Consider the following 25,713-nt stretch of genomic DNA (forward strand, 5'->3'; position numbering starts at 1 on the left):
TCGTAGTGCTCGCTTTCTGGATCAAGAAGTTTGCTGCGGCGGGGGTGGGCCGGGTCCGTGGACCCGGCCCGGGGGCGGCTCGGGTCAGCCGACCGAGCCCTCCATCTGCAGCTCGATCAGCCGGTTGAGCTCCAGCGCGTACTCCATGGGCAGCTCGCGGGCGATGGGCTCGACGAAGCCGCGGACGATCATCGCCATGGCCTCGTCCTCGGAGAGGCCGCGCGCCATCAGGTAGAAGAGCTGGTCCTCGCTGACCTTGGAGACGGTCGCCTCGTGGCCCATGGACACGTCGTCCTCGCGGACGTCCACGTAGGGGTAGGTGTCCGAGCGGGAGATCGTGTCCACCAGCAGGGCGTCGCACAGCACGTTGGACTTGGAGCCCGCCGCGCCCTCGCCGATCTCGACCAGACCGCGGTAGGAGGTCCGGCCGCCGCCTCGCGCCACCGACTTGGAGACGATGTTGGAGGAGGTGTTCGGCGCCATGTGGACCATCTTGGAGCCGGCGTCCTGGTGCTGGCCCTCGCCCGCGAAGGCGATGGACAGCGTCTCGCCCTTGGCGTGCTCGCCCATCAGGTAGACGGCCGGGTACTTCATCGTGACCTTGGAGCCGAGGTTGCCGTCGACCCACTCCATGGTCGCGCCCTCGTAGGCCACGGCACGCTTGGTGACCAGGTTGTAGACGTTGTTCGACCAGTTCTGGATCGTCGTGTAGCGGCAGCGGCCGCCCTTCTTCACGATGATCTCCACGACGGCGGAGTGCAGCGAGTCCGACTTGTAGATCGGCGCCGTGCAGCCCTCGACGTAGTGGACGTAGGCGTCCTCGTCGACGATGATCAGCGTCCGCTCGAACTGGCCCATGTTCTCGGTGTTGATCCGGAAGTAGGCCTGCAGCGGGATGTCGACGTGCACGCCCGGGGGCACGTAGATGAACGAGCCGCCGGACCACACCGCGGTGTTCAGCGAGGCGAACTTGTTGTCACCCGCCGGGATCACCGTGCCGAAGTACTCCTTGAAGAGCTCCGGGTGCTCCTTGAGCGCGGTGTCGGTGTCCAGGAACAGGACGCCCTGCTCCTCCAGGTCCTCACGGATCTGGTGGTAGACGACCTCGGACTCGTACTGCGCGGCGACACCGGCGACCAGGCGCTGCTTCTCCGCCTCCGGGATGCCGAGCTTGTCGTAGGTGTTCTTGATGTCCTCCGGCAGCTCCTCCCAGCTGGCAGCCTGCTGCTCGGTGGAACGGACGAAGTACTTGATGTTGTCGAAGTCGATGCCGGAGAGGTCCGAGCCCCAGTTCGGCATGGGCTTCTTGCCGAAGAGCTTCAGGCCCTTCAGACGGAGCTTGAGCATCCACTCCGGCTCGTTCTTCTTCGCCGAGATGTCGCGGACGACATCCTCGGAGAGGCCGCGCTTGGCGGAAGCGCCGGCGACGTCGGAGTCGGCCCAGCCGTATTCGTACTTGCCCAGACCCTCGAGCTCGGGGTGAGCAGTCTCCGTGGGGAGCGTCATGCGGGGTTCCTCCCGGCCGTGCTTGCAGATGCTGTGGTGGTCTTTGTGGTGCGGTGGTCGGCCTTGCCGGTGGCCTTCGTCGCCCTGGGAGGGCCCTGGGCCTTGGGGGTGCCCTGGGCGGTCGCCTTGGGTACGAAGGTCGTGCAGACACCGTCGCCGTGGGCGATGGTGGCAAGACGCTGCACATGGGTCCCGAGCAGGCGCGAGAAGACCTCGGTCTCCGCCTCGCACAGCTGAGGGAACTGCTCGGCCACATGGGCGACCGGGCAGTGGTGCTGGCAGAGCTGTTCACCTTGTTGCAGGTGGGGGGCGCTGCGCGCCGTAGCAGCGTACCCGTCCGCGGTCAACGCCTTCGCAAGGGCTGCCGTGCGCTCCTCGGGGGACGCGGCCTCGACCGCCGAGCGGTACTCCGCCGCCTGGGCCTCCAGCCGGGCGCGGGCGAACTCGGCGACCGCGGCCTCGCCGCGCTCACCGCCGCCCGCGGCCTGCGCGATCCAGCGCAGCGCGTCGGAGGCCAGGCTGTCGTACGCCTGGTCGAAGGCGTCCCGGCCGCAGTCGGTCAGTGCGAACGCCTTGGCGGGGCGGCCCCGGGAGCGCGTGCCGTACACCCGCTTCTCGCGGGGCTCCACGACACCCTCGGCCGCGAGGGCGTCGAGATGGCGGCGGACGGCGGCCTGGGTCAGCTCCAGCCGCTCTGCCAGTTCGGCGGCGGTGGACGGGCCGTGGTCCAGGATGGAGCGCGCCACGCGGTTCCGCGTGCCGTGCGCCTCGTCCTGGGCGGTGACCTGCGCGGAGGCGGAGGTCACCGGCCCGGCGGCCGGAGTGGCCGCGGGTACCTGTCGGTCCTCGCTCGCGTATTTCACAACGACATTGTTGCGTAATTCTTCAGACCAGGACAAGCCTCGCAGGCAGCCGGGCCTGGTGGCCTCTATCACTTAGGGGAACCTAAGTGCAAGGCCGCTCGGCGTCAGGTACGCGGGAGCCCCCGTGGGAGCCGAGGGGTGCTCCTTCGTAGACTGCGGGTCATGCGCAGCACCTCCCCGGGGGACGTTCCCCGGACCCCCGGGCGCGAGCCCGCCGTCGAGGTCACGGGCCTGGTCAAGCGGTACGGGACCAAGACCGCCGTGAACGGGCTCCACCTCACCGTCGCCCGCGGCACCGTCACCGCCGTTCTCGGCCCGAACGGCGCCGGCAAGACCACCACCGTCGAGACCTGCGAGGGGTACCGCCGCGCCGACGCGGGCACCGTCCGCGTCCTCGGCCTGGACCCCGTCGCCGACGCCGCCGCGCTGCGCCCCCGTATCGGCGTGATGCTGCAGTCGGGTGGCGTGTACGCGGGCGCCCGCGCCGAGGAGATGCTGCGGCACACCGCATCCCTGCACGCCCACCCCGTCGACGTGGACGTCCTGATCGAGCGGCTGGGCCTGGGCTCCTGCGGCCGGACGACCTACCGGCGGCTCTCCGGCGGCCAGCAGCAGCGCCTGGCGCTCGCCATGGCCGTCGTGGGCCGTCCCGAGCTGGTCTTCCTGGACGAGCCGACCGCGGGCCTGGACCCGCAGGCCCGCCGCGCCACCTGGGACCTCGTGCGCGAGCTCCGTACGGACGGCGTCAGCGTGGTGCTGACCACGCACTTCATGGACGAGGCCGAGCAGCTCGCCGACGATGTCGCGATCATCGACGGGGGCCGGGTCATCGCCCAGGGGAGCCCCGAGTCGCTGTGCAAGGGGGGCGCGGAGAACACCCTGCGCTTCACCGGGCGGCCGGGCCTGGACCTCGCCTCGCTCCTGAAGGCGCTGCCGGCCGACTGCGCGGCGGCCGAGCTGACGCCCGGCGCGTACCGGGTCAACGGCACGATCGACCCGCAGCTGCTGGCCACCGTCACCTCCTGGTGCGCGCAGAACGGCGTGCTGCCGGACCGCATAGCGGTCGAGCGGCACACCCTGGAGGACGTCTTCCTGGAGCTCACGGGTAAGGAGCTGCGCGCATGAGCACGACCACGGGTGTGTTCACCCCGAAGCCCGGCGCGGCGCCGCTCTCCCGGATGATCCGCGCGCAGGCCCTCTTCGAGACGAAGATGCTGCTGCGCAACGGGGAGCAGCTGCTGCTCACCGTCGTCATTCCGACGCTGCTGCTCGTCCTGTTCTCCGCCGTCGACATCGTCGACACGGGCAAGGGCCGGGCCGTCGACTTCCTCGCCCCCGGCATCCTCGCGCTCGCCGTGATGTCCACCGCCTTCACCGGGCAGGCCATCGCCACCGGGTTCGAGCGGCGCTACGGAGTGCTCAAGCGGCTCGGCGCCTCACCGCTCCCCCGCTGGGCGCTGATGACCGCCAAGACCTGCTCCGTGCTGGTCACGGAGGTCCTGCAGATCGTGCTGCTGACCGTGGTCGCCTTCGCGCTCGGCTGGTCGCCGCACGGCAACCCCGTATGGGTCGTGCTGCTGCTGATCCTCGGCACCGCGGCCTTCTCCGGGCTCGGCCTCCTCATGGCCGGCACGCTCAAGGCCGAGGCCACGCTCGCCGCGGCCAACCTGGTCTTCCTGCTCCTGCTGGTCGGCGGCGGCGTCATCGTGCCGCTGGAGAAGTTCCCCGGCGCCCTGCAGTCCGCACTGCAGCTGCTGCCGATCTCGGCGCTCTCGGACGGGCTGCGCGACGTCCTCCAGCACGGCGCGGGCCTCCCCTGGGCCGACCTCGGCATCCTCGCGGCCTGGGCGGTACTGGGGCTGGGCGCGGCGGCGAAGCTGTTCCGCTGGGAGTGACCCGCGGACCACGAGGAGTACGCGGTACGACCCTTTCGCACCCCTCGTGAAAAGACGCACAAGCCGCCGCCTACGATGGCTCCGTGCCGAATTCGCTGAATCCCCTGGAGCAGATCGCCCGTCGCTGGCAGCCGTCGGCTGCCTTCGTGCGACGTGCCGCGCTCGCCACGGTTGTCATGGCCGTCGTCATCGTCGTGACCGGCGGCGCGGTCCGGCTCACCCAGTCGGGTCTGGGCTGCTCCACGTGGCCCCAGTGCACCCCCGGCAGCCTCACGCCGACCCACGAGATGGGCATCAACGGCATCATCGAGTTCGGCAACCGCCTGCTCACCTACGTGCTGTGCGCGGTCATCGGCCTCTTCATCATCGCCGCCCGCGCCCGGCACCCCCGGCGCCGCTCGCTCACCCGGCTCGGCTGGGCGCAGTTCTGGGTGGTCATGGGCAACGCCGTGGTCGGCGGCATCACCGTACTGACGGGCCTGAACCCGTACATCGTCAGCGCGCACTTCCTGGTGTCGACGGCGCTGCTCACGGTGGCGGTGGTCTCGTGGCGGCGGGCCTCCGAGGGCGACGAGGAGCCGCGCGACCTGGTCGCCCGGCCGGTCCGCCAGCTCTCCTGGCTGCTGGTGGTGGCCACCGCCGCACTCACCCTGATCGGCACGATCGTCACCGGCGCCGGCCCGCACGCGGGTGACGCGCGCAAGGTGCACCGCATCCCGCTGGACTGGCAGGAGATCACCCAGCTGCACGTGGACTTCGTGTACATCGTGGTCGGCCTGAGCGTCGCCCTGTGGTTCACGCTGCGTGCGGTCAAGGCTCCCGCGGCGCCGCGCCGGATGCTCCTGGAGCTCTTCGGCTGCCTCGCCTTCCAGGGCGTCATCGGCTACGTGCAGTACTTCCTGCACCTGCCGGAGCTGGTCGTCGGCATCCACATGTTCGGCTCGACGCTGGTGTGGATCTGCGTGCTGCGGGTCTTCCTCTCGCTGCGCGAGCGCGGCCCGCTGGCGGCCGTTCCGGCCCCCGCCGGGGAGCAGGAGCCCGCCGAGGCTCCCAAGGCCGCCACGGCGGTCTGAGGCGCCTGCCGGCCCCTTCCCCGCAGAAGGGGTCCACCGACTTCACGCAAAAGCCTGCCGGCCACGGTCCGAGGACCGTGGCCGGCAGGCTTTGTGCATGGGGTCCGCCGTCAGTCGTTGGACGGCCCGCCCAGCTGGAGCCCGGCCATCCGCGACCACTCGTAGCGGCCGGTGCGCACCTTGGCGGCCAGCTCGCCGTCGAAGTCGTCGTGCAGGGTGATGCCCGCCTTCTCGGCGCCCTTCTTCGCGGCTTCGTACGAGCGGGCCACGAGGTTGCCCCACTCGCCGTTGGCGCCGACCAGGGCGACCCGGGTCCGGCCCCGGCCTATGTGCGCCAACTGGCCCTCGGCGCTGCCGCCGTGGCTCCTGGCGAAAGCCTGCATCTCCCGGGCGAGCTTGGCGGCCTGCTTCTCGGAGCGCTTGTCCAGCCGCTCGTCCGCCTGCGTGGTCTCTGACATGGCCGCATGCTACCGACCGGTAAACGCCGCATGGAAGAAGGCCGCCGTGACCTCCCGTATGGGATCGGTCACGACGGCCTTCGGAAGTGCGGTGGGCCTGCGCCCGTATGACGGCTCAGCGCAGGAAGGGATCGACGGCGACGGCCACGAAGAGCAGCGACACGTACGTGATCGACCAGTGGAAGAGCCGCATCTCCTTGAGCTTGGCGCCCGTGACCTCGGCCTTGGCGCGGGCCTGCAGGCCGTGCGCCTCCTTCAGCCAGAAGGCACCGCACAGGACGGCGACCACCGTGTAGAACCAGCCGGTGTAGCCCAGCGGCTGCAGCAGCAGCGACACGCCGACCATCACCCAGCTGTAGAGCACGATCTGCCGCGCGACCACTTTGTTCGAGGCCAGGACGGGGAGCATCGGCACGCCGACGCGCGCGTAGTCCTCCTTCACCTTCATGGACAGCGGCCAGTAGTGCGGCGGCGTCCAGAAGAACATCACCAGGAAGAGGATGACCGGCGCCCACGACATCGAGTTGGTCACCGAGGACCAGCCGATGAGGACCGGCAGGCAGCCCGCGATGCCGCCCCAGACGATGTTCTGCGAGGTGCGGCGCTTCAGGATCATCGTGTAGACGACCACGTAGAACAGCAGCGCGCCCAGCGAGAGCCATGCGGACAGCCAGTTGACGGTCAGTCCGAAGAGCAGCGTGGAGATCACCGCGAGCGAGATGCCGAAGACCAGGCACTCGCGCGGGCTGACCATTCCGGTGACCAGCGGCCGCTGCGACGTGCGGTCCATCAGCGCGTCGATGTCGCGGTCGATGTACATGTTCAGCGCGTTGGCGCCGCCGGCCGAGAGATAGCCGCCGACGCAGGTGAGGAGCACCAGCGTCAGGTCGGGCACGCCCTGCTCGGCGAGGAACATCACCGGAACGGTCGTGATGAGCAGCAGCTCGATGATCCGCGGCTTGGTCAGCGCCACGAATGCCTTGAGCCGGGCCCCGAACGGCCGGTCACCCGGACCGGAACTCCCTGCGCTCACAGAGAGCTCCCCCATAGCTTGAAGAGCTTGGGAGGTGCCCCCACCCGCAGGACGGGATTCGACGGCCGTCACGCACACCCCTGGAAGTAACTTCTGCGGCTGGCGCCGCGGAGATAAGGCCAGCAAGCACAATCGGGCAGTGAAGGCCCGGTGAAGACTTGCGCGTACCACGCCACTCTAGACGTTGGGGATAGCGCGATCTTCGCGGGGGTGGGTTCGTGTTGGCGCAGCGGCGGCCGGGAGGAATCGCACCCGAGTGCCCGGACACGCGGACGTTCAGCGGGCGAAAGGGGGCACCGGACGGCAGTCTGAACCCAGCGCCGATACCCGCTGTCTCCTGGGCGTTCACCTGCTCATTCGGGCGCTCGTTCGGGGGCCTGAAAACTCATGTGTTGCAGGTGACGGCAAGCGGGGTTCCGGCGGAAAAATGCGGCTCCCGCGAAGGTAGGCTCGACAGCGTCCGAGGGCATTTCCGACCCCCGGCATTCGACATGTGGAGAGGAGCCCTGACCCAGGGTGAGCACCAAGCCGACCACCACAGGTCTTGAGTGGACCGATCTGGACCAGCGGGCTGTCGATACCGTCCGCGTTCTGGCCATGGATTCCGTGCAGAAGGTCGGTAACGGCCACCCGGGCACGGCCATGAGCCTCGCTCCTGCCGCCTACACCCTTTTCCAGAAGGTCATGCGGCACGACCCCGCCGACCCGGACTGGACCGGCCGCGACCGGTTCGTGCTGTCCGCCGGCCACTCGTCCCTGACCCTCTACATCCAGCTCTACCTGGCCGGTTTCGGCCTGGAGCTGGAGGACTTGATGGCCTTCCGCACCTGGGGTTCCAAGACCCCGGGCCACCCGGAGTACGGCCACACCGTGGGTGTCGAGACCACCACCGGCCCGCTGGGCCAGGGCGTGGCCAACGCAGTGGGCATGGCGATGGCCGCCCGGTACGAGCGCGGCCTGTTCGACCCGGACGCCGCTCCCGGCACCTCGCCGTTCGACCACCACATCTACGCCATCGCCGGCGACGGCTGCCTCCAGGAGGGCATCTCCGCCGAGGCGTCGTCCATGGCCGGGCACCAGAAGCTCGGCAACCTGATCATGCTGTGGGACGACAACCACATCTCGATCGAGGGCGACACCGAGACGGCCATCTCCGAGGACACCGTCAAGCGGTACGAGGCGTACGGCTGGCACGTCCAGCGCGTGGAGCCGAAGGAGAACGGCGACCTCGACCCCGAGGCGCTGTACGCGGCGATCGAGGCGGCCAAGGCCGAGACCGAGCGCCCGTCCTTCATCGCGATGCGTTCCATCATCGCCTGGCCCGCCCCCAACGCCCAGAACACCGAGGCCGCGCACGGCTCGGCGCTCGGCGGCGAGGAGGTCGCGGCCACCAAGCGCGTCCTCGGGTTCGACCCCGAGAAGGACTTCGAGGTCGCCGACGAGGTCCTGTCGCACACCCGTTCGCTCCAGGATCGCGCCAGTGACGCCAAGGCCGAGTGGGAGAAGTCCTTCGGCGAGTGGCGGACCGCCAACCCCGAGCGCGCGGCCGAGTTCGACCGCATCCGCGCCGGCGAGCTGCCGGCCGGCTGGGAGGAGCAGCTGCCCTGCTTCGAGACCGGCAAGGCGGTGGCCACCCGTGCCGCCTCCGGCAAGGTCCTGCAGGCGCTGGGCGGCGTGATTCCCGAGCTGTGGGGCGGCTCCGCCGACCTCGCCGGCTCGAACAACACCACCATCGACAAGAACTCCTCGTTCCTGCCGGTGGGCAACCCGCTGCCGGAGGCCGACCCGTACGGCCGCACGATCCACTACGGCATCCGCGAGCACTCCATGGCCGCGGAGATGAACGGCATCGCGCTGCACGGCAACACCCGCATCTACGGCGGCACCTTCCTGGTGTTCTCCGACTACATGCGCAACGCCGTGCGCCTCTCGGCCCTGATGCACCTGCCGGTCACCTACGTGTGGACGCACGACTCGATCGGTCTCGGCGAGGACGGCCCGACCCACCAGCCGGTGGAGCACCTGGCCTCGCTGCGCGCCATCCCCGGCCTCAACGTCGTCCGCCCGGCGGACGCCAACGAGACCGCGCTGGCCTGGGCCGAGATCAACAAGCGCTGGACCAAGGAGTACGGCAAGGGCGCCCCGCACGGCCTGGCGCTGACCCGTCAGGGCGTGCCGACGTACGAGCCCAACGCCGAGGGTGTCGCCAAGGGCGGCTACGTCCTGTTCGACGCCGAGGGCGGCGAGCCGCAGGTCGTGCTGATCGCCACCGGCTCCGAGGTGCACCTCGCGGTCGAGGCGCGTGAGCAGCTGCAGGCCGCGGGCGTCCCGACGCGCGTCGTCTCGATGCCGTGCGTGGAGTGGTTCGACGAGCAGGACCAGGCGTACAAGGACAGCGTCCTGCCGCCGGCTGTCAAGGCTCGCGTGGCCGTCGAGGCGGGCATCGGCCTGACCTGGCACAAGTACGTGGGCGACGCCGGCCGCATCGTCTCGCTGGAGCACTTCGGTGCCTCCGCGGACGGCAAGGTCCTCTTCCGCGAGTTCGGCTTCACGCCCGAGAACGTGGCCGCCGCCGCGCGGGAATCGATCGACGCCGCCGCGCGCTGACGACCGTAGACGACAAGTAGGAGATGCAATTCCCATGACAGACGCACTCAAGCGCCTTTCCGACGAAGGCGTTGCGATCTGGCTGGACGACCTGTCGCGCAAGCGCATCACGTCCGGCAACCTCGCCGAGCTGATCGACCAGAGCCACGTGGTGGGTGTCACCACCAACCCGTCGATCTTCCAGAAGGCGATCTCCTCGGGTGACGGCTACGAGCAGCAGGTCTCCGACCTCGCGGCCCGGAAGGTCACCGTCGAGGAGGCCATCCGCATGATCACCACCGCCGACGTGCGGGACGCGGCCGACATCCTGCGGCCCGTCTTCGACGCGACCGGCGGCCAGGACGGCCGGGTCTCCATCGAGGTCGACCCGCGCCTGGCGCACAACACCAAGGCGACCGTGGCCGAGGCCAAGCAGCTGGCCTGGCTGGTGGACCGCCCGAACACGCTCATCAAGATCCCGGCGACCAAGGCGGGCCTGCCCGCGATCACCGAGGTCATCGGCAAGGGCATCAGCGTCAACGTCACGCTGATCTTCTCGCTGGAGCGCTACCGCGAGGTCATGGACGCCTACCTCGCCGGCCTGGAGAAGGCCAAGGCCGCGGGCCTGGAGCTGGGCAAGATCCACTCCGTGGCGTCCTTCTTCGTGTCCCGCGTGGACACCGAGATCGACAAGCGTCTGGACGCCGTCGGCACCGACGAGGCCAAGGCCCTCAAGGGCAAGTCGGCCCTCGCCAACGCCCGCCTGGCCTACCAGGCGTTCGAGGAGGTCTTCTCCGGCGAGCGCTGGGCCGCCCTGGACAAGGCCGGCGCCAACAAGCAGCGCCCGCTGTGGGCCTCGACCGGCGTGAAGGACCCGTCCCTCAAGGACACCCTGTACGTCGACGACCTGGTCGCCCCGGGCACGGTCAACACCATGCCGGAGGCCACCCTGGAGGCCGTCGCCGACCACGGTGAGGTCACCGGCAACACCATCGCCGGCAAGTACGAGGCGGCCAAGGCCGACCTCGACGCGCTCGCGAAGCTCGGCGTCTCGTACGACGAGGTCGTCCAGCTGCTGGAGGACGAGGGCGTCGACAAGTTCGAGGCGGCCTGGAACGACCTGCTCAAGTCGACCGAGGCGGAGCTGAAGCGCCTCGCTCCTTCGGAGGGCTGAGACTCTTGAGCACAGTTCACGGAGCCAACCCGCTTCGTGACGCCGCGGACCGACGGCTCCCGCGTATCGCGGGGCCGTCGGGCCTCGTCATCTTCGGCGTCACGGGCGATTTGTCACGTAAAAAGCTGATGCCCGCCGTTTACGACCTCGCCAACCGCGGGCTTCTCCCGCCGGGCTTCTCGCTCATCGGCTTCGCCCGCCGCGACTGGGAGAACGAGGACTTCGCCCAGGTCGTGCACGACGCGGTCAAGGAACACTCGCGCACCCCCTTCCGCGAGGAGGTCTGGCAGCAGCTCAGCCAGGGCATGCGCTTCGTCCAGGGCAACTTCGACGACGACGCGGCCTTCGAGACGCTGAAGTCCACGATCCACGATCTGGACAAGGCCCAGGGCACCGGCGGCAACTTCGCGTTCTACCTCTCGGTGCCGCCGAAGTTCTTCCCCAAGGTCGTCCAGCAGCTCAAGCAGCACGGGCTGGCGGACCAGAAGGAGGACTCCTGGCGCCGCGCGGTCATCGAGAAGCCGTTCGGGCACGACCTGGAGAGCGCCCGCGAGCTCAACCGCATCGTGCACGAGGTCTTCCCGCCGGAAGAGGTCTTCCGGATCGACCACTACCTCGGCAAGGAGACGGTCCAGAACATCCTGGCGCTGCGCTTCGCCAACACGATGTTCGAGCCCCTGTGGAACCGTTCCTACGTGGACCACGTACAGATCACGATGGCCGAGGACATCGGCATCGGCGGCCGGGCCGGCTACTACGACGGCATCGGCGCCGCGCGTGACGTGATCCAGAACCACCTCCTCCAGCTGCTCGCGCTGACCGCCATGGAGGAGCCCGCCTCCTTCGACGCGGACGCGCTCGTCGCGGAGAAGGCCAAGGTCCTCGGCGCCGTCCGGCTGCCCAAGGACCTGGGCAAGGAGACGGTCCGCGCGCAGTACGCGGAAGGCTGGCAGGGCGGCGAGAAGGCCGTCGGCTACCTCCAGGAAGAGGGCATCGACCCCCAGTCGAAGACCGACACCTACGCCGCGATCAAGCTGGGCATCGACAACCGCCGCTGGGCGGGCGTGCCCTTCTACCTGCGCACCGGCAAGCGCCTGGGCCGCCGCGTCACCGAGATCGCGGTCGTCTTCCAGCGCGCCCCGCACTCCCCCTTCGACCACACCGCCACCGAGGAGCTGGGGCAGAACGCCCTGGTCATCCGGGTGCAGCCGGACGAGGGCGTGACGGTCCGGTTCGGCTCGAAGGTCCCGGGTACCTCGATGGAGGTGCGGGACGTGTCGATGGACTTCGCGTACGGCGAGTCCTTCACGGAGTCCAGCCCCGAGGCGTACGAGCGCCTGATCCTGGACGTCCTCCTCGGCGACGCCAACCTCTTCCCGCGCACGGAGGAGGTCGAGCTGTCCTGGAAGATCCTCGACCCGATCGAGCAGTACTGGGACAAGCACGGCAAGCCCGCGCAGTACCCGGCGGGTACCTGGGGACCCGTCGAGGCGGACGAAATGCTCGCACGAGACGGACGGAGCTGGCGTCGGCCATGAAGATCGATCTCACCGAAACCACGGCCAGCAAGATCAACAAGGCGCTGGTCCAGGGCCGCCGTGCCATCGGCACGCCGGCCGTCGGCATGGTGCTCACCCTCGTCATCGTCACCGACGAGGAGAACGCCTACGACGCGGTCAGGGCCGCCAACAACGCCTCGCGCGAGCACCCCTCGCGCACCCTGGTCGTCATCAAGCGCGTCAGCCGCTCCCCGCGGGACCGCGCCAAGCCGCGCCTCGACGCCGAGGTCCGGGTCGGCGCGGACGCCGGTACGGGCGAGACGGTCGTACTGCGGCTGCACGGCGAGGCCATCAACCACGCCCAGTCCGTCGTGCTGCCGCTGCTGCTGCCGGACGCCCCCGTGGTGGTCTGGTGGCCGGTCGGCGGCCCGACCGACCCGGCCAACGACCCGCTCGGGTCGCTCGCCCAGCGCCGCGTCACCGACACTTACGCCACCGAGCAGCCGGTCCGGGAACTGACCGCGCGCGCCGCGGCGTACACCCCCGGCGACACCGACCTGGCCTGGACCCGCATCACGCCCTGGCGTTCGATGCTGGCCGCCGCGCTCGACCAGCAGCCGAGCGAGGTCACCTCGGTCACGGTCGAGGGCGAGGAGTTCAACCCCAGCTGCGAGCTGCTGGCCATGTGGCTCGCGGACCGGCTGCACGTCCCCGTCGAGCGGACGCTCTCCGCGGGCCCCGGCCTGACGGCCGTTCGCATGGAGACCAAGAACGGCCCGATCGTGCTGGACCGCCCGGACGGCGCGATGGCCACGCTGTGCATGACCGGCCAGCCGGACCGCGCGGTGGCGCTGCAGCGGCGGGAGACCGCCGAGCTGCTCGCCGAGGAGCTGCGCCGGCTCGACCCGGACGACACCTACGCGTCCGCGCTGAAGTACGGCGTGGAGCGGCTGGGTGCGTACAAGGACGGTCAGCCCGGCGTCTCGGCGAAGACCGTCGAGGCCGCCGAGCAGGAGGCCGAGGCCGAGCCGCAGTCCGCCGAGGACGCCCCCAAGGGCAAGGCCGCGGCGAAGAAGACGCCCGCGAAGAAGGCGGCCGCCAAGTGAGCGCGCCGCAGGTCGTCGTCCACCGCGACAAGGAACTGATGGCCAAGGCCGCCGCGGCCCGGCTGATCACGAAGATCGTGGACGCCCAGGCGGCGCGCGGCTACGCCTCCGTCGTGCTGACCGGCGGCCGCAACGGCAACGGGCTGCTCGCGGCCCTCGCCGAGGCGCCCGCCCGGGACGCGGTCGACTGGTCCCGGCTGGACCTGTGGTGGGGCGACGAGCGGTTCCTGCCCGAGGGCGACCCGGAGCGCAACCACACCCAGGCCCGTGAGGCGCTGCTGGACAGCGTCCCGCTGGACCCGGCACGGGTGCATGTGATGGCGCCCTCGGACGGCGCGTACGGCGGTGACGCCGACGCGGCGGCCGAGGCGTACGCGGCGGCACTGGCCGCGTCGGCGGGCCCGGAGGACCACGGACCCGTCCCGTCCTTCGACGTCCTCCTGCTGGGCGTCGGCCCGGACACCCACGTCGCCTCGCTCTTCCCGGAGCACCCGGCGACGCGGGAGACCGAGCGGACGGTGGTCGGCGTGCACGGCGCGCCCAAGCCGCCGCCCACCCGGATCTCGCTGACCCTGCCCGCCATCCGCGCGGCGCGGGAGGTCTGGCTGCTCGCGGCGGGCGAGGACAAGGCGAACGCGGCCGCGATGGCCCTCTCCGGTGCGGGCGAGATACAGGCGCCCGCGGCGGGCGCGTACGGCCGCAGCCGTACGCTCTGGCTGCTGGACGAGGCGGCCGCCTCCCAGCTGCCGCGCGGTCTGTACCCGCCGGCCTCGGCCTGAGCGCCTGAAAGGTACGCCGCACGACGAACGGCCCGGCTCTTACGGTGGATCACCGTAGGAGCCGGGCCGTCGTCGTGTCCGGGCGGGGCACTCAGCCGCTCACGCCTGCCGCTCCCGCTCCTGGCGCACCATGGCGTTGGCCAGCCGTGCCGGGTTCTGGAGGTCGCCCACCGCGACACCCTCGACGTCCTCGTCCACGGTGTTGTACGGGCCGAGGGCGGCCTCCTTGTCGCCCTGCTCCGCTTCGAGGTGCCGGGCGGCCACCTCCTGCTGCTTGGCCGCGGGCTGGTCCACCAGCCACTGGCGGTTCTCCGGGGTCAGCAGGTTCAGAAAGCTCATGAGCGCGTCCTCGTGCATCGGGATCAACGCCCCCGCATCGTGCGGTAGGTGGCGACCAGCGACTTCGTCGAGGCGTCCAGGCCCTCGACCTCGGCGCCCTCGGTCAGGGCGGGCTCCACACGCTTGGCGAGGACCTTGCCGAGCTCCACGCCCCACTGGTCGAAGGAGTCGATGTTCCAGATGGCGCCCTGGACGAACACCTTGTGCTCGTAGAGGGCGATCAGCTGGCCCAGCACGGACGGGCTGAGCTCCTTGGCCAGGATGGTCGTGGAGGGGCGATTGCCCTTGAACGTCTTGTGCGTCACCAGCTCCTCGGGCACGCCCTCGGCGCGCACCTGCTCCGGCGTCTTGCCGAAGGCGAGCGCCTGGCCCTGCGCGAAGAGGTTGGCCATCAGCAGGTCGTGCTGGGCCACCAGACCGGGCTGCAGGTCCTCGACCGGCTGCGCGAAACCGATGAAGTCGGCCGGGATCATCTTCGTGCCCTGGTGCAGCAGCTGGTAGTACGCGTGCTGGCCGTTCGTGCCGGGCGTGCCCCACACCACCGGACCGGTCTGCCAGGAGACCTCCTGGCCGTCCCGGCCCACGTACTTGCCGTTGGACTCCATGTCCAGCTGCTGGAGGTACGCGGTGAACTTGGAGAGGTAGTGGCTGTACGGCAGGACCGCGTGCGACTGCGCGTCCCAGAAGTTGCCGTACCAGACGCCGAGCAGGCCGAGCAGCAGCGGCGCGTTCTCCTCGGGCGGCGCGCAGCGGAAGTGCTCGTCGACGAGGTGGAAGCCGGCCAGCATCTCGCGGAAGTGCTCCGGGCCGATGGCGATCATCAGCGAGAGGCCGATGGCCGAGTCGTACGAGTAACGGCCGCCGACCCAGTCCCAGAACTCGAACATGTTCGCCGTGTCGATGCCGAACTCCGACACCTTCTCGGCGTTGGTCGACAGCGCCACGAAGTGCTTGGCGATCGCCTCGTCCCCGGCCCGCAGGCCGGTCAGCAGCCAGTCGCGGGCCGACTTCGCGTTGGTGATCGTCTCGATGGTGGTGAACGTCTTCGAGGCGATGATGAAAAGCGTCTCGGCCGGGTCCAGGTCGCGCACGGCCTCGTGCAGGTCGGCGCCGTCGACGTTGGAGACGAACCGGAACTGCATGTCGCGGTCGGAGTACGCGCGCAGCGCCTCGTACGCCATCGCCGGGCCCAGGTCCGAGCCGCCGATGCCCACGTTGACAACGGTCTTGATGCGCTTGCCGGTGTGGCCCTTCCAGTCGCCGGAGCGGACCCGGTCGGCGAACGTGGACATCCTGGTGAGCACGTGCTGCACGGCCGGAACGACGTTCTCACCGTCGACCTCGATGTCGGACGAGCCTGGCGCGCGCAGCGCGGTGTGCAGCACCGCGCGGTTCTCGGTGATATTGATCTTCTCGCCGCGGAACATCGCGTCCCGCAGCTCGGTGACCTTCGTCGCGGCGGCCAGCTCGCGCAGCAGCCGCAGCGTCTCGTCGGTCACCAGGTGCTTGGAGTAGTCCAGGTGCAGGTCGCCGACCTGGAGCGAGTACCGCTCCGCACGGCCGGGGTCCTGCTCGAACAGCTCTCGCAGATGCGTGCTCGCGAGCTGTTCGCGGTGCTTCCCCAGGGCCGCCCACTCGGACGTCTGGTCGAGCCTGCTGCGGCCATCTGCGTTCATCTCGGACATCAGCCTTCTTTGGTCTCGTATCGGCCCCGCCACCCCCCAACCTAATTGATCAGGGGAGGAGATGAGATGTCCGCCCGCCGTCGAACGGCTGACACCCATGTGTCCGTACCGCATTCACCTGCGAAGCCACTCGAACAGCGGAACGCGGCCGGCCCGGCAGGAAGGCCGAAACCCTCCGGCCGGGCCGGTGCACACTCTTCTCCTCCGCCGGACGCGGGCGTTCGGCGCCGCCGGGGCCGCGTCCTCAGATCTCGCCGCGGAGCTTGGCGAGAGCCTCCGCGAGAATCGCCTCGCCGTCCGCGTCCGTCCGGCGCTCCCGTACGTACGCCAGGTGCGTCTTGTACGGCTCGGTGCGCGGCGGGTCCGGCGGATTGTCCCGGTCCTTGCCTGCGGGGAAGCCACAGCGCGGGCAGTCCCAAGTGTCAGGAATCTGCGCGTCGCCGGCGAAGCTGGGCTGTGTCTCGTGCCCGTTGGAGCACCAGAAGGAGATGCGGATGCGCGGCGCGGACTCGCCCCGCTCGGCCTCCCCCATCGGCCCCGCCCCGACCCGACTTCCTCGGATCGCGTTGCCACTTGCCACGGTCGTAACTCCCTGCGTCATGGTGCTGCGAAGCCTCGATGGGAGCCTCCGCTGCGGGCGCCCAGTCTACGTAAGGCCCAACGCGCGTCCAGTGACAGGAGTTACCCGGCCACGGAAGGACGCCGCACTCATGATAAGCCGCGCCCTCGACAGAGTGTCAGCTCTTGGGTGACAGACCCGGCGTCGTCAGCTGTCCAGCTTCATCAGGATGCCCAGGACGACAATGCAGGCGAACCAGAGCAGGCCGACGACGATGGTGATGCGGTCGAGGTTCCGCTCGGCGACGGAGGAACCGCCGACCGAGGACTGCATACCGCCACCGAACATGTCGGACAGGCCGCCGCCCTTCCCCTTGTGCATGAGCACCAGCATCATCAGCAGCGCGCTGAAGACGATGAGGGCGATCGAGAATCCCATGACCACTGGTGGACCAACTCTCTAGGACTGGCGGACGGAAGGACAAGCGGTTCTACGGTGCGGGGCCGGGGCGGCGTCGTGTGACACCGGGACCCGGCCCCGACAGCCTACGACGGGCCGGGCCCGTCGTCATAGCTGCTGCTCACGGTGGTACCGAGCGCAGCGTGACCGCTACTGGTCGCGGAATCGAACGATCTTGACGAACTCGTCGGCGTCCAGCGCGGCGCCGCCGATCAGCGCGCCGTCGACGTCCGGCTGGGCCATGATCGCCGCGACGTTCCCGGACTTCACCGAGCCGCCGTACTGGATGCGCACCTTGTCGGCGAGGTCCTGGCTGTACAGCTCCGCGAGGCGGCGGCGGATCGCACCGCAGACCTCCTGCGCGTCCTCCGGGGTGGCGACCTCGCCGGTGCCGATGGCCCACACCGGCTCGTACGCGATCACGATGGTCTCGGCCTGCTCGGCCGGGACGCCCTTCAGCGCGCCGTCGACCTGGGCGAGGGTGTGCGCGACCTGATTGCCCGCCTTGCGGACGTCCAGGCCCTCACCGACGCACAGGATCGGCGTGATGCCGTGCTTGAAAGCGGCCTTGACCTTGGCGTTGCAGACCGCCTCGTCCTCGCCGTGGTACTGGCGGCGCTCGCTGTGGCCGATGGCCACGTAAGCGCACTTCAGCTTGGCGAGCATGGAACCGGAGACCTCACCGGTGAAGGCACCGGAGTCGTGCGCCGAGATGTCCTGGGCGCCGTACTTGATCTTCAGCTTGTCGCCGTCGACCAGGGTCTGCACCGAGCGGATATCGGTGAAGGGCGGCAGGACCGCGACCTCGACGGCCTCGTAGTCCTTGTCGGCGAGCGCGAAGGCGAGCTTCTGGACGTGGGCGATGGCCTCGAGGTGGTTGAGGTTCATCTTCCAGTTGCCCGCCATCAGCGGGGTACGGCTACTCACGTTTGTTCAGTCCTCCAGAGCGGCGAGACCGGGGAGCGTCTTGCCTTCGAGGTATTCGAGGCTGGCGCCGCCACCGGTCGAGATGTGGCCGAAAGCATTCTCGTCGAAACCGAGCAGGCGTACGGCAGCGGCCGAGTCCCCGCCGCCGACGACGGTGAAGGCTTCCGAGTCGAGCAGGCCCTGCGCGACGGCCTTGGTGCCGTTCGCGTAGTCCGGGTGCTCGAAGACACCCATCGGGCCGTTCCAGAAGATGGTGGCCGCGTCCTTGAGCTTGGCGGCGTACAGCTCCCGGGTCTTCGGGCCGATGTCCAGGCCCTCATGATCGGCCGGGATGGCGTCCGCGGCGACCGTACCGGGGTTCGCCGGGGCCTTGGTCTTCAGGTCCGGGAAATCGGCCGAGACCATGACGTCGACGGGCAGGACGAACTCCACGCCCTTCTTCTCGGCGCGTGCCAGGTACTCCAGGACGGCCGGGACCTGGTCCTCCTGCAGCAGCGACTTGCCGACCTCGTGGCCCTTGGCCTTGAGGAAGGTGTACGCCATGCCGCCGCCGATCAGGATGCGGTCGGCCTTCTCCAGGAGGTGGTCGATGACGCCGAGCTTGTCGGAGACCTTGGCGCCGCCGAGCACGACCGCGTACGGGCGCTGGACGTCCTCGGTGAGCTTCTTCAGGACCGTGACCTCGGCGGCGATCAGGTCGCCGGCCGCGTGCGGCAGCCGGGCCGGCAGGTCGTACACCGAGGCGTGCTTGCGGTGCACGGCGCCGAAGCCGTCGCCGACGTACAGGTCGGCCAGCTTCGCCAGCTGGTCCGCGAACGCGCCGCGCTCGGCGTCGTCCTTGCTGGTCTCGCCCGCGTTGAAGCGGAGGTTCTCCAGGACGGCCACCTGGCCGTCGGCGAGGCCCGCCACGGTCGCCTGCGCGGACTCGCCGACCGTGTCGGTGGCGAACGCGACGTCCTGCCCGAGCAGCTCGCCCAGCCGCCGCGCCGCGGGGGCGAGCGAGAAGGCCGGGTCCGGGGCGCCCTTGGGGCGGCCCAGGTGCGAGGCGACGACCACGCGGGCGCCCGCGGCGGCGAGCTTGGCGATGGTCGGCTGCACGGCGCGGATGCGGCCGTCGTCGGTGATGGTGGTGCCGTCCAGTGGCACGTTCAGGTCGGCGCGGACAAAGACCCGCTTCCCCGCTACCTGAAGGTCGTCGATCGTCTTCATGGTGACTCCGTTCGAACGTCAGTCATGGGACGGGGCCCGTACGACGCGTCGTCGCGTCCTACGAGCCCCGTCCTCACATCTCGGTGCCTAGTGCTGCGTCAGGCAGAGATTATTCAGAGCTGGCCGCCGACGAAGACAGTCAGGTCGACCAGGCGGTTCGAGTAGCCCCACTCGTTGTCGTACCAGCCGACGACCTTGACCTGCTTGCCCTGGGCCATGGTGAGGCCCGAGTCGAAGGTGCAGGACGCCGGGGTGTTCACGATGTCCGAGGAGACGATCGGGTCCTCGGTGAACTCCAGGATGCCCTTCAGCTGACCCTCGGCGGCCTTCTGGAAGGCGGCGTTGATCTCGTCGGCGGTGACCTCGCGGTCCAGCTCCAGGACCAGGTCGGTGACCGAGCCGGTGGGGACGGGCACGCGCATGGCGATGCCGTCCAGCTTGCCCTTGAGCTGCGGGAGGACCAGCGCGGTGGCCTTGGCGGCACCGGTGGAGGTCGGGATGATGTTCTCCGCGGCGGCGCGGGCGCGGCGCAGGTCCTTGTGCGGGAAGTCCAGGATGCGCTGGTCGTTGGTGTACGCGTGGACCGTGGTCATCATGCCCTTGACGATGCCGAAGTTCTCGTCCAGAACCTTGGCCATCGGCGCCACACAGTTGGTGGTGCAGGAGGCGTTCGAGATGACGTCGTGCTTGTCGGCCTCGTACTTGTCCTGGTTGACACCCATCACGATGGTGATGTCCTCGTCCTTGGCCGGAGCCGAGATGAGGACCTTCTTCGCGCCACCGGCGAGGTGCTTCGCGGCGTCCTCACGCTTGGTGAAGATGCCGGTCGACTCGATCACGATGTCGACGCCCAGCTCACCCCACGGGATGTCGGCGGGGTTGCGCTCGGAGAGCACCTTGATCGTGCGGTCGCCGACGGTGATGGTGTCGGCGGTGTGCGACACGTCCTGCTTCAGACGACCCAGGATGGTGTCGTACTTGAGCAGGTGGGCGGTGGTCGCGGTGTCACCCAGGTCGTTGACAGCCACGATCTCGATGTCCGCACCCTGCTCCAGCAGCGCGCGGAAGTAGTTACGACCGATGCGGCCAAAGCCGTTGATGCCTACGCGGATCGTCACGAAACCGATCTCCTCGTTGGTACGGCGGTTTGTGCACCGCCGAGCTGTATGGGATGTCCCCGACCGCCTCCGACCCTACCCCCTGTACGAGACGTACGTGACATTGACATGGGGCTCTCCTTCTGCTCAAGTGAGCGCCCTTGAGCCCCTCTGACGCCCTTGCGCAACGGGCCTCCCGTCAGTACGCACGCGCCCCCGGCACCCTGTGCGGGTGCCGGGGGCGCGTACTGACAAGTAGCGATCCGGTTCAGCCGACCATGCCCTCCGCGAGGTCGTCGGCGAGGTTGGATTCCGTACCCGGAATACCGAGGTCCTGTGCGCGCTTGTCGGCCATCGCGAGGAGGCGGCGGATGCGGCCCGCGACCGCGTCCTTGGTGAGCGGCGGGTCGGCGAGCGCGCCGAGCTCCTCCAGCGACGCCTGCTTGTGCTCCATCCGCAGCCGGCCCGCGGCCGCGAGGTGCTCCGGCACCTCCTCGCCGAGGATCTCCAGCGCGCGCTGCACACGGGCGCCGGCCGCGACCGCGGCCCGCGCCGAGCGGCGGAGGTTGGCGTCGTCGAAGTTCGCAAGGCGGTTGGCCGTCGCCCGCACCTCGCGGCGCATTCTGCGCTCCTCCCAGGCGAGCACCGACTCATGGGCGCCCAGCCGCGTCAACAGCGCGCCGATCGCGTCACCGTCACGGACCACCACCCGGTCCACGCCGCGCACCTCGCGCGCCTTGGCCGCGATGCCGAGCCGACGCGCCGCGCCGACCAGCGCGAGCGCCGCCTCGGGGCCCGGGCAGGTCACCTCCAGGGAGGAGGAGCGGCCGGGCTCGGTGAGCGAGCCGTGCGCCAGGAAAGCGCCGCGCCAGGCGGCCTCCGCGTCACAGGTGGCCCCCGAGACCACCTGCGGGGGCAGGCCCCGGATGGGGCGGCCGCGGCCGTCGACGAGGCCGGTCTGGCGCGCGAGCTGGTCGCCGCCGGCCACGACACGGACGACGTACCGGCTGCCGCGCCGCAGTCCGCCGGGCGCCATCACCACCAGGTCCGAGGAGTGCCCGAAGATCTCCAGGATGTCCTTGCGGAGCCGCCGGGCCGCGATGCCCGTGTCCAGCTCCGCCTCGATCACGATGCGCCCGCTGACCAGGTGCAACCCGCCGGCGAACCGCAGGATCGACGAGACCTCCGACTTCCGGCAGCAGGTCCGGGTGACGGGGAGCCGGGAAATTTCATCCTTCACCGCTGCCGTCATCGCCATGGGCCGATCCTTCCATGCATCCGAAAAATACGGTCGTACGCGGCGGCCAGCAGCTCCGGGTCGTGCCGAGCGGAACCGCCCCCAGGTTTGCCCTGGTGAGCGCTGCTTTGCGCGGCCACGGCCGCCAGCTCGACCGCACTGCCGAACAGCTCCTTGGCCGCTCCGGTCAGAGACTCCCGGTCGGGCACGGCGTCCTGATCGGCCAGCACCACGTCGAAGGCGAGTTTAGGGGCGTGTCGGGCCAAAACCTCCAAATGACGCTGCGGGGAAAACCCGTCCGTCTCCCCCGGCTGGGGTGCGAGGTTCAACGAGAGAACCTTACGGGCCTTGGTCTCCTCCAGCGCCTCACGCAGCTGCGGCACCAGAAGATGCGGGATCACGGAGGAGAACCAGGATCCGGGACCGAGCACCACCCAGTCGGCGTCCCGGACCGCCTCGACGGCCTCCGGGACGGCGGGCGGCTCCTCCGGGACGACGTGCACGGACTGCACCTCGCCGGGGGTGAGCGCGACCGTGGCCTGGCCCCGGACGGTGGAGACCTCGTCCGGGCGGTCCTCGTCGTGGCCCCTGACCAGGGCCTGGAGCTCCAGCGGCACGGCGGACATCGGGAGCACCCGGCCCTGCGCGCCCAGCAGCTTGCCGACCAGGTCCAGCGCCTGGACGTGGTCGCCCAGCTGTTCCCACAGGGCGACGATCAGGAGATTTCCCACAGCGTGGTCGTGCAGCTCGCCGCCGCTGATGAAGCGGTGCTGGATGACCCGGGCCCAGGTCTGGCCCCAGTCGTCGTCGCCGCACAGCGCCGCCAGGGCCTTGCGCAGATCGCCCGGCGGCAGCACGCCCAGCTCGTCGCGGAGCCGGCCGCTGGAGCCGCCGTCGTCGGCGACGGTGACCACGGCGGTCAGGTCGCGCGTGATGCGACGCAGCGCGGCGAGCGAGGCGGACAGGCCCATTCCGCCGCCGAGGGCGACGACCTTCGGGGTGGCGCCCTTCTGCGTGCTGCCCCGCACGAGCCGGCGTACGCGGCGCATCCGGGGCGTGCGGCTGGTCATTCGCGCCCCATGTCCCGGTGGACGACGACCGTCTCGACTCCTTCGGAGACGAGCCGGCGGGCGAGCTTCTCCGACATGGCGACGCTGCGGTGCTTGCCGCCCGTACAGCCGACCGCGATGGTGACGTACCGCTTGCCCTCGCGGCGGTATCCCTCGGCGACGATGCGCAGCAGCTCGGCGTAGCCGTCCAGGAACTCCTTGGACCCCGGCTGGCTGAAGACGTAGTTCGACACCTCTTCGTTCAGCCCCGTGTACGGCCGCAGCTCCGGGACCCAGTGCGGGTTCGGAATGAAGCGGCAGTCCACGACGAGGTCGGCGTCGACCGGCAGGCCGTACTTGAAGCCGAAGGACATCACCGTCGCGCGCAGCTCGGGGACCTCCTCGCCGGCGAACTGGGCGTCCATCTTGGCGCGCAGCTCGTGGACGTTCAGGCTGGAGGTGTCGATCACCAGGTCGGCGTCGCCGCGCAGCTCGCGCAGCAGGTCGCGCTCGGCGGCGATGCCGTCGACGATGCGGCCGTCGCCCTGCAGCGGATGCGGGCGGCGGACCGACTCGAAGCGGCGGACCAGCGCCTCGTCGGAGGACTCCAGGAAGACGATGCGGCGCTTGACCTGCGCGGCGTCCAGCGCGGCCAGGGACTCCTTGAGGTTGTCGAAGAAGCGGCGGCCGCGGACGTCGACGACCACCGCGATGCGGGCGACGTTGCCCTGGGAGCGGGCGCCGAGGTCGACCATCGGGGGGATGAGCTCGGGCGGGATGTTGTCGACCACGAACCAGCCGAGGTCCTCCAGGCACTTCGCGGCCGTGCTCCGTCCCGCGCCCGACATCCCGGAGATGATCACCAGCTCGGGGATCGCGGGGCTGCGGTCCTGGTCGTCGCGGCTCGGCGCCGCACTCGCCTGTTCGCCGTCTCTACCGGTCTGCTGCTCGGGGCTGCTGTCGCTCATCGTTCCTGTCCCTGTTCTGAAGGCAACGCGGCCTGCGGTGCCTCCTCATCTTCAATCATCTCTCCGGTGGCGGTGTTGACCGCCGGGGCGGCCGGAGCGGCCTGGGCCAGGGTCGCCGCGACGGTCTCGGCGGTCTTACGGCCGACGCCGGGCACCTCGCAGATCTCTTCGATCGTGGCTCCTTTGAGTTTCTTCAGGGAACCGAAGTGCTTCAGGAGGGCCTGGCGGCGACTCTCGCCGAGGCCCGGCACGCTGTCCAGAGGGCTCGCGGTGAGCCGCTTGCCCCGCTTGTTGCGCTGGTAGGCGATGGCGAAGCGGTGCGCCTCGTCACGGACGCGCTGCAGGATGTACAGGCCCTCGCTCGTCCGGGGCAGCACGACCGGGTCCTCCTCGCCGGGCACCCAGACCTCCTCCAGGCGCTTGGCCAGCCCGCAGACCGCGACATCGTCGATGCCCAGCTCCTCCAGGGCCCGCTGGGCCGCGGCGACCTGCGGCCGGCCGCCGTCCACGACGACCAGCTGCGGCGGGTACGCGAAGCGCTTCGGGCGGCCCTCCTCGTCCTTCGGGCCCGGCGCGGCCCCGGAGAGGTCCGCGGGGCCCGGCACGGCCCCGGAGACGAGGTCCGCGGCGTCCGGCCCGGTCTCCTCCTCCCACTCGCCGGTCTTCTGCTTCTCCTGCAGATACCGCTTGAAGCGGCGGGAGATCACCTCGTGCATGGACCGGACGTCGTCCTGGCCCTCGAAGGACTTGATCTGGAACCGTCTGTACTCGCTCTTCCTCGCCAGCCCGTCCTCGAAGACGACCATCGACGCCACCACGTCGTCGCCCTGGAGGTGGGAGATGTCGAAGCACTCGATGCGCAGCGGCACCGAGTCCAGCTCCAGCGCCTCGGCGATCTCCTCCAGCGCCCGGGAGCGGGTGGTCAGGTCCGAGGCGCGCTTGGTCTTGTGCAGGGCCAGCGCCTGCTGGGCATTGCGCTGGACCGTGGCCATCAGGTCCTTCTTGTCGCCGCGCTGCGGGATGCGCAGCGAGACGTTCGACCCGCGGCGCCCGGTCAGCCACTGCTGGACCGGCTCGACGGGGTCGGGCAGCGCCGGTACCAGGACCTCCTTGGGCACGGCGTCGCCGCGCTCCTCGCCGTACAGCTGCTGCAGGGCGTGCTCCACGAGGGCCGCGGTGTCGACGTTCTCGACCTTGTCGGTGACCCAGCCGCGCTGGCCGCGGATCCGGCCGCCGCGGACGTGGAAGATCTGGACGGCGGCCTCCAGCTCGTCCTCGGCGAGCGCGATGAGGTCGGCGTCGGTGGCGTCGGCGAGCACCACGGCGCTCTTCTCCATGGCCCGCTTCAGCGCCTCTATGTCGTCCCGCAGCCGGGCCGCGCGCTCGTACTCCATCTCCTCGGCGGCCTCCGCCATCAGCCGCTCCAGGCGGCGGATGTACGCGCCCGTGCGGCCGGCCATGAAGTCGCAGAACTCCTCGGCCAGTTCGCGGTGCTCCTCGGCCGAGACCCGGCCGACGCAGGGCGCCGAGCACTTGCCGATGTACCCGAGGAGGCAGGGACGGCCGATCTGCGCCGAGCGCTTGAAGACGCCCGCGGAGCAGGTGCGTACGGGAAACACCCGCAGCATCAGGTCGACGGTCTCGCGGATCGCCCACGCGTGGCCGTACGGACCGAAGTACCGCACGCCCTTCTTCTTGGCGCCGCGCATGACCTGGACCCGCGGGAATTCCTCGTTGAGGGTGACGGCGAGGTACGGATAGCTCTTGTCGTCGCGGTACTTGACGTTGAACCGCGGGTCGAACTCCTTGATCCAGGTGTACTCCAGCTGGAGCGCCTCGACCTCGGTGGAGACGACGGTCCATTCCACGGACGCGGCGGTGGTGACCATCGTGCGCGTGCGCGGGTGGAGATTCGCCAGGTCCTGGAAGTAGTTCGACAGGCGCTGACGCAGGCTTTTGGCCTTGCCTACGTAGATCACCCGCCGGTGCTCGTCACGGAACTTATAGACCCCCGGCGAGTCGGGGATCTGTCCCGGCTTGGGTCGATAGCTGCTGGGGTCTGCCATGTCCGCCACCCTACTGGTGACCACTGACAACCCGGCGCCGGTCCGCGCTGGCGGCTCGCGTTGGCGGTCCGCGCTGCCGACCCGCGTTGCCGGCCCGCACTGCCAGCTCGCAAGCGTTGGCCCGCGTTGCCGGCCCGCAAGCGTTG

The 25,713-nt window shown here is 70.0% G+C and carries 23 protein-coding genes; 8 read left to right on the plus strand and 15 right to left on the minus strand.

Annotation, left to right across the window (positions count from 1 at the left end; all coding sequences use genetic code 11):
• Positions 1-84: 84 nt before the first annotated feature.
• Positions 85-1,506 (minus strand): Fe-S cluster assembly protein SufB, encoded by a 1,422-nt coding sequence (gene sufB / locus CCS38_RS31775; protein WP_030264502.1) that lies wholly within the window; start codon positions 1,504-1,506, stop codon positions 85-87.
• Positions 1,503-2,369 carry a helix-turn-helix transcriptional regulator gene (locus CCS38_RS31780; protein WP_223736784.1) on the minus strand — a complete coding sequence of 289 codons (867 nt, stop codon included), beginning with the start codon at positions 2,367-2,369 and terminating at the stop codon, positions 1,503-1,505. The genes sufB and CCS38_RS31780 overlap by 4 nt, the downstream gene beginning before the upstream one ends.
• A 162-nt stretch (positions 2,370-2,531) precedes the next feature.
• Here CCS38_RS31780 and CCS38_RS31785 point away from each other — a divergent pair, with 162 nt between their 5' ends.
• The 3 genes from CCS38_RS31785 (at position 2,532) to CCS38_RS31795 (ending at position 5,337) form a co-directional block, all read left to right on the plus strand.
• Positions 2,532-3,494: an ABC transporter ATP-binding protein gene (locus CCS38_RS31785; protein WP_223736785.1), complete on the plus strand. Its 963-nt coding sequence runs from the start codon at positions 2,532-2,534 to the stop codon at positions 3,492-3,494.
• Positions 3,491-4,264 (plus strand): ABC transporter permease, encoded by a 774-nt coding sequence (locus CCS38_RS31790; RefSeq protein ID WP_223736786.1) that lies wholly within the window; start codon positions 3,491-3,493, stop codon positions 4,262-4,264. Before CCS38_RS31785 ends, CCS38_RS31790 begins: the two co-directional genes overlap by 4 nt.
• An 83-nt stretch (positions 4,265-4,347) precedes the next feature.
• On the plus strand, positions 4,348-5,337 hold the full coding sequence (locus CCS38_RS31795; protein ID WP_223736787.1) for a COX15/CtaA family protein: 990 nt from the start codon (positions 4,348-4,350) through the stop codon (positions 5,335-5,337).
• A 110-nt stretch (positions 5,338-5,447) separates the two neighbouring features.
• On the opposite strand, the gene CCS38_RS31800 is transcribed toward CCS38_RS31795, so the two are convergent.
• On the minus strand, positions 5,448-5,795 hold the full coding sequence (locus CCS38_RS31800) for a type 1 periplasmic-binding domain-containing protein (RefSeq protein WP_030264484.1): 348 nt from the start codon (positions 5,793-5,795) through the stop codon (positions 5,448-5,450).
• Between the two features lie 115 nt (positions 5,796-5,910).
• The gene (locus CCS38_RS31805) at positions 5,911-6,906 is read right to left on the minus strand and encodes a heme o synthase (RefSeq protein WP_372457180.1); all 996 of its coding nucleotides are present in this window, start codon (positions 6,904-6,906) and stop codon (positions 5,911-5,913) included.
• Between the two features lie 438 nt (positions 6,907-7,344).
• Between CCS38_RS31805 and tkt the strand changes: the two genes are divergently transcribed.
• Genes tkt through pgl form a run of 5 tightly spaced genes read left to right on the plus strand, consistent with a single transcriptional unit; the run spans position 7,345 to position 13,972 of the window.
• Positions 7,345-9,435, plus strand: coding sequence for a transketolase (gene tkt / locus CCS38_RS31810; protein ID WP_223736789.1), 2,091 nt, complete (start codon positions 7,345-7,347; stop codon positions 9,433-9,435).
• Between the two features lie 34 nt (positions 9,436-9,469).
• On the plus strand, positions 9,470-10,588 hold the full coding sequence (gene tal / locus CCS38_RS31815) for a transaldolase (protein ID WP_223736790.1): 1,119 nt from the start codon (positions 9,470-9,472) through the stop codon (positions 10,586-10,588).
• Between the two features lie 5 nt (positions 10,589-10,593).
• The gene (zwf, locus tag CCS38_RS31820) at positions 10,594-12,126 is read left to right on the plus strand and encodes a glucose-6-phosphate dehydrogenase (protein ID WP_223736791.1); all 1,533 of its coding nucleotides are present in this window, start codon (positions 10,594-10,596) and stop codon (positions 12,124-12,126) included.
• Entirely contained in the window at positions 12,123-13,193 is a 1,071-nt protein-coding gene (gene opcA, locus CCS38_RS31825) for a glucose-6-phosphate dehydrogenase assembly protein OpcA (RefSeq protein WP_223736792.1), read from the plus strand. The genes zwf and opcA overlap by 4 nt, the downstream gene beginning before the upstream one ends.
• Positions 13,190-13,972, plus strand: a complete 783-nt coding sequence (gene pgl, locus CCS38_RS31830; protein ID WP_223736793.1) for a 6-phosphogluconolactonase — start codon at positions 13,190-13,192, stop codon at positions 13,970-13,972. Before opcA ends, pgl begins: the two co-directional genes overlap by 4 nt.
• Positions 13,973-14,071: 99 nt before the next feature.
• Here the strand turns inward: pgl and CCS38_RS31835 are convergent, their stop codons facing one another.
• From CCS38_RS31835 to uvrC, 11 genes are all read right to left on the minus strand, one after another.
• Positions 14,072-14,311, minus strand: a complete 240-nt coding sequence (locus CCS38_RS31835; RefSeq protein WP_223736794.1) for a hypothetical protein — start codon at positions 14,309-14,311, stop codon at positions 14,072-14,074.
• A gap of 23 nt (positions 14,312-14,334) precedes the next feature.
• Positions 14,335-15,987, minus strand: a complete 1,653-nt coding sequence (gene pgi, locus CCS38_RS31840) for a glucose-6-phosphate isomerase (protein WP_223736801.1) — start codon at positions 15,985-15,987, stop codon at positions 14,335-14,337.
• A 253-nt stretch (positions 15,988-16,240) separates the two neighbouring features.
• A complete protein-coding gene (locus CCS38_RS31845) occupies positions 16,241-16,576 on the minus strand; it encodes an RNA polymerase-binding protein RbpA (protein WP_078600932.1) in 336 nt (111 codons plus the stop codon).
• 186 nt (positions 16,577-16,762) lie between these two features.
• Positions 16,763-16,993, minus strand: coding sequence for a preprotein translocase subunit SecG (gene secG / locus CCS38_RS31850; RefSeq protein ID WP_037801115.1), 231 nt, complete (start codon positions 16,991-16,993; stop codon positions 16,763-16,765).
• Positions 16,994-17,164: 171 nt separating this feature from the next.
• Positions 17,165-17,941 (minus strand): triose-phosphate isomerase, encoded by a 777-nt coding sequence (gene tpiA / locus CCS38_RS31855; RefSeq protein ID WP_223736795.1) that lies wholly within the window; start codon positions 17,939-17,941, stop codon positions 17,165-17,167.
• Positions 17,942-17,947: 6 nt separating this feature from the next.
• On the minus strand, positions 17,948-19,150 hold the full coding sequence (locus CCS38_RS31860) for a phosphoglycerate kinase (RefSeq protein ID WP_223736796.1): 1,203 nt from the start codon (positions 19,148-19,150) through the stop codon (positions 17,948-17,950).
• Positions 19,151-19,263: 113 nt separating this feature from the next.
• Entirely contained in the window at positions 19,264-20,268 is a 1,005-nt protein-coding gene (gene gap / locus CCS38_RS31865; protein WP_223736797.1) for a type I glyceraldehyde-3-phosphate dehydrogenase, read from the minus strand.
• A gap of 247 nt (positions 20,269-20,515) precedes the next feature.
• Positions 20,516-21,505, minus strand: coding sequence for a DNA-binding protein WhiA (whiA, locus tag CCS38_RS31870; RefSeq protein ID WP_030264446.1), 990 nt, complete (start codon positions 21,503-21,505; stop codon positions 20,516-20,518).
• Positions 21,496-22,554 (minus strand): gluconeogenesis factor YvcK family protein, encoded by a 1,059-nt coding sequence (locus tag CCS38_RS31875; RefSeq protein WP_223736798.1) that lies wholly within the window; start codon positions 22,552-22,554, stop codon positions 21,496-21,498. The genes whiA and CCS38_RS31875 overlap by 10 nt, the downstream gene beginning before the upstream one ends.
• A complete protein-coding gene (rapZ, locus tag CCS38_RS31880) occupies positions 22,551-23,501 on the minus strand; it encodes an RNase adapter RapZ (RefSeq protein ID WP_223736799.1) in 951 nt (316 codons plus the stop codon). The genes CCS38_RS31875 and rapZ overlap by 4 nt, the downstream gene beginning before the upstream one ends.
• Positions 23,498-25,567, minus strand: coding sequence for an excinuclease ABC subunit UvrC (gene uvrC, locus CCS38_RS31885; RefSeq protein ID WP_223736800.1), 2,070 nt, complete (start codon positions 25,565-25,567; stop codon positions 23,498-23,500). Before uvrC ends, rapZ begins: the two co-directional genes overlap by 4 nt.
• Positions 25,568-25,713: the final 146 nt, after the last annotated feature.

Origin of the sequence: Streptomyces purpurogeneiscleroticus (genome assembly GCF_020024005.1) — a bacterium.
GTDB classification, from domain to species: Bacteria; Actinomycetota; Actinomycetes; order Streptomycetales; family Streptomycetaceae; genus Streptomyces; species Streptomyces purpurogeneiscleroticus.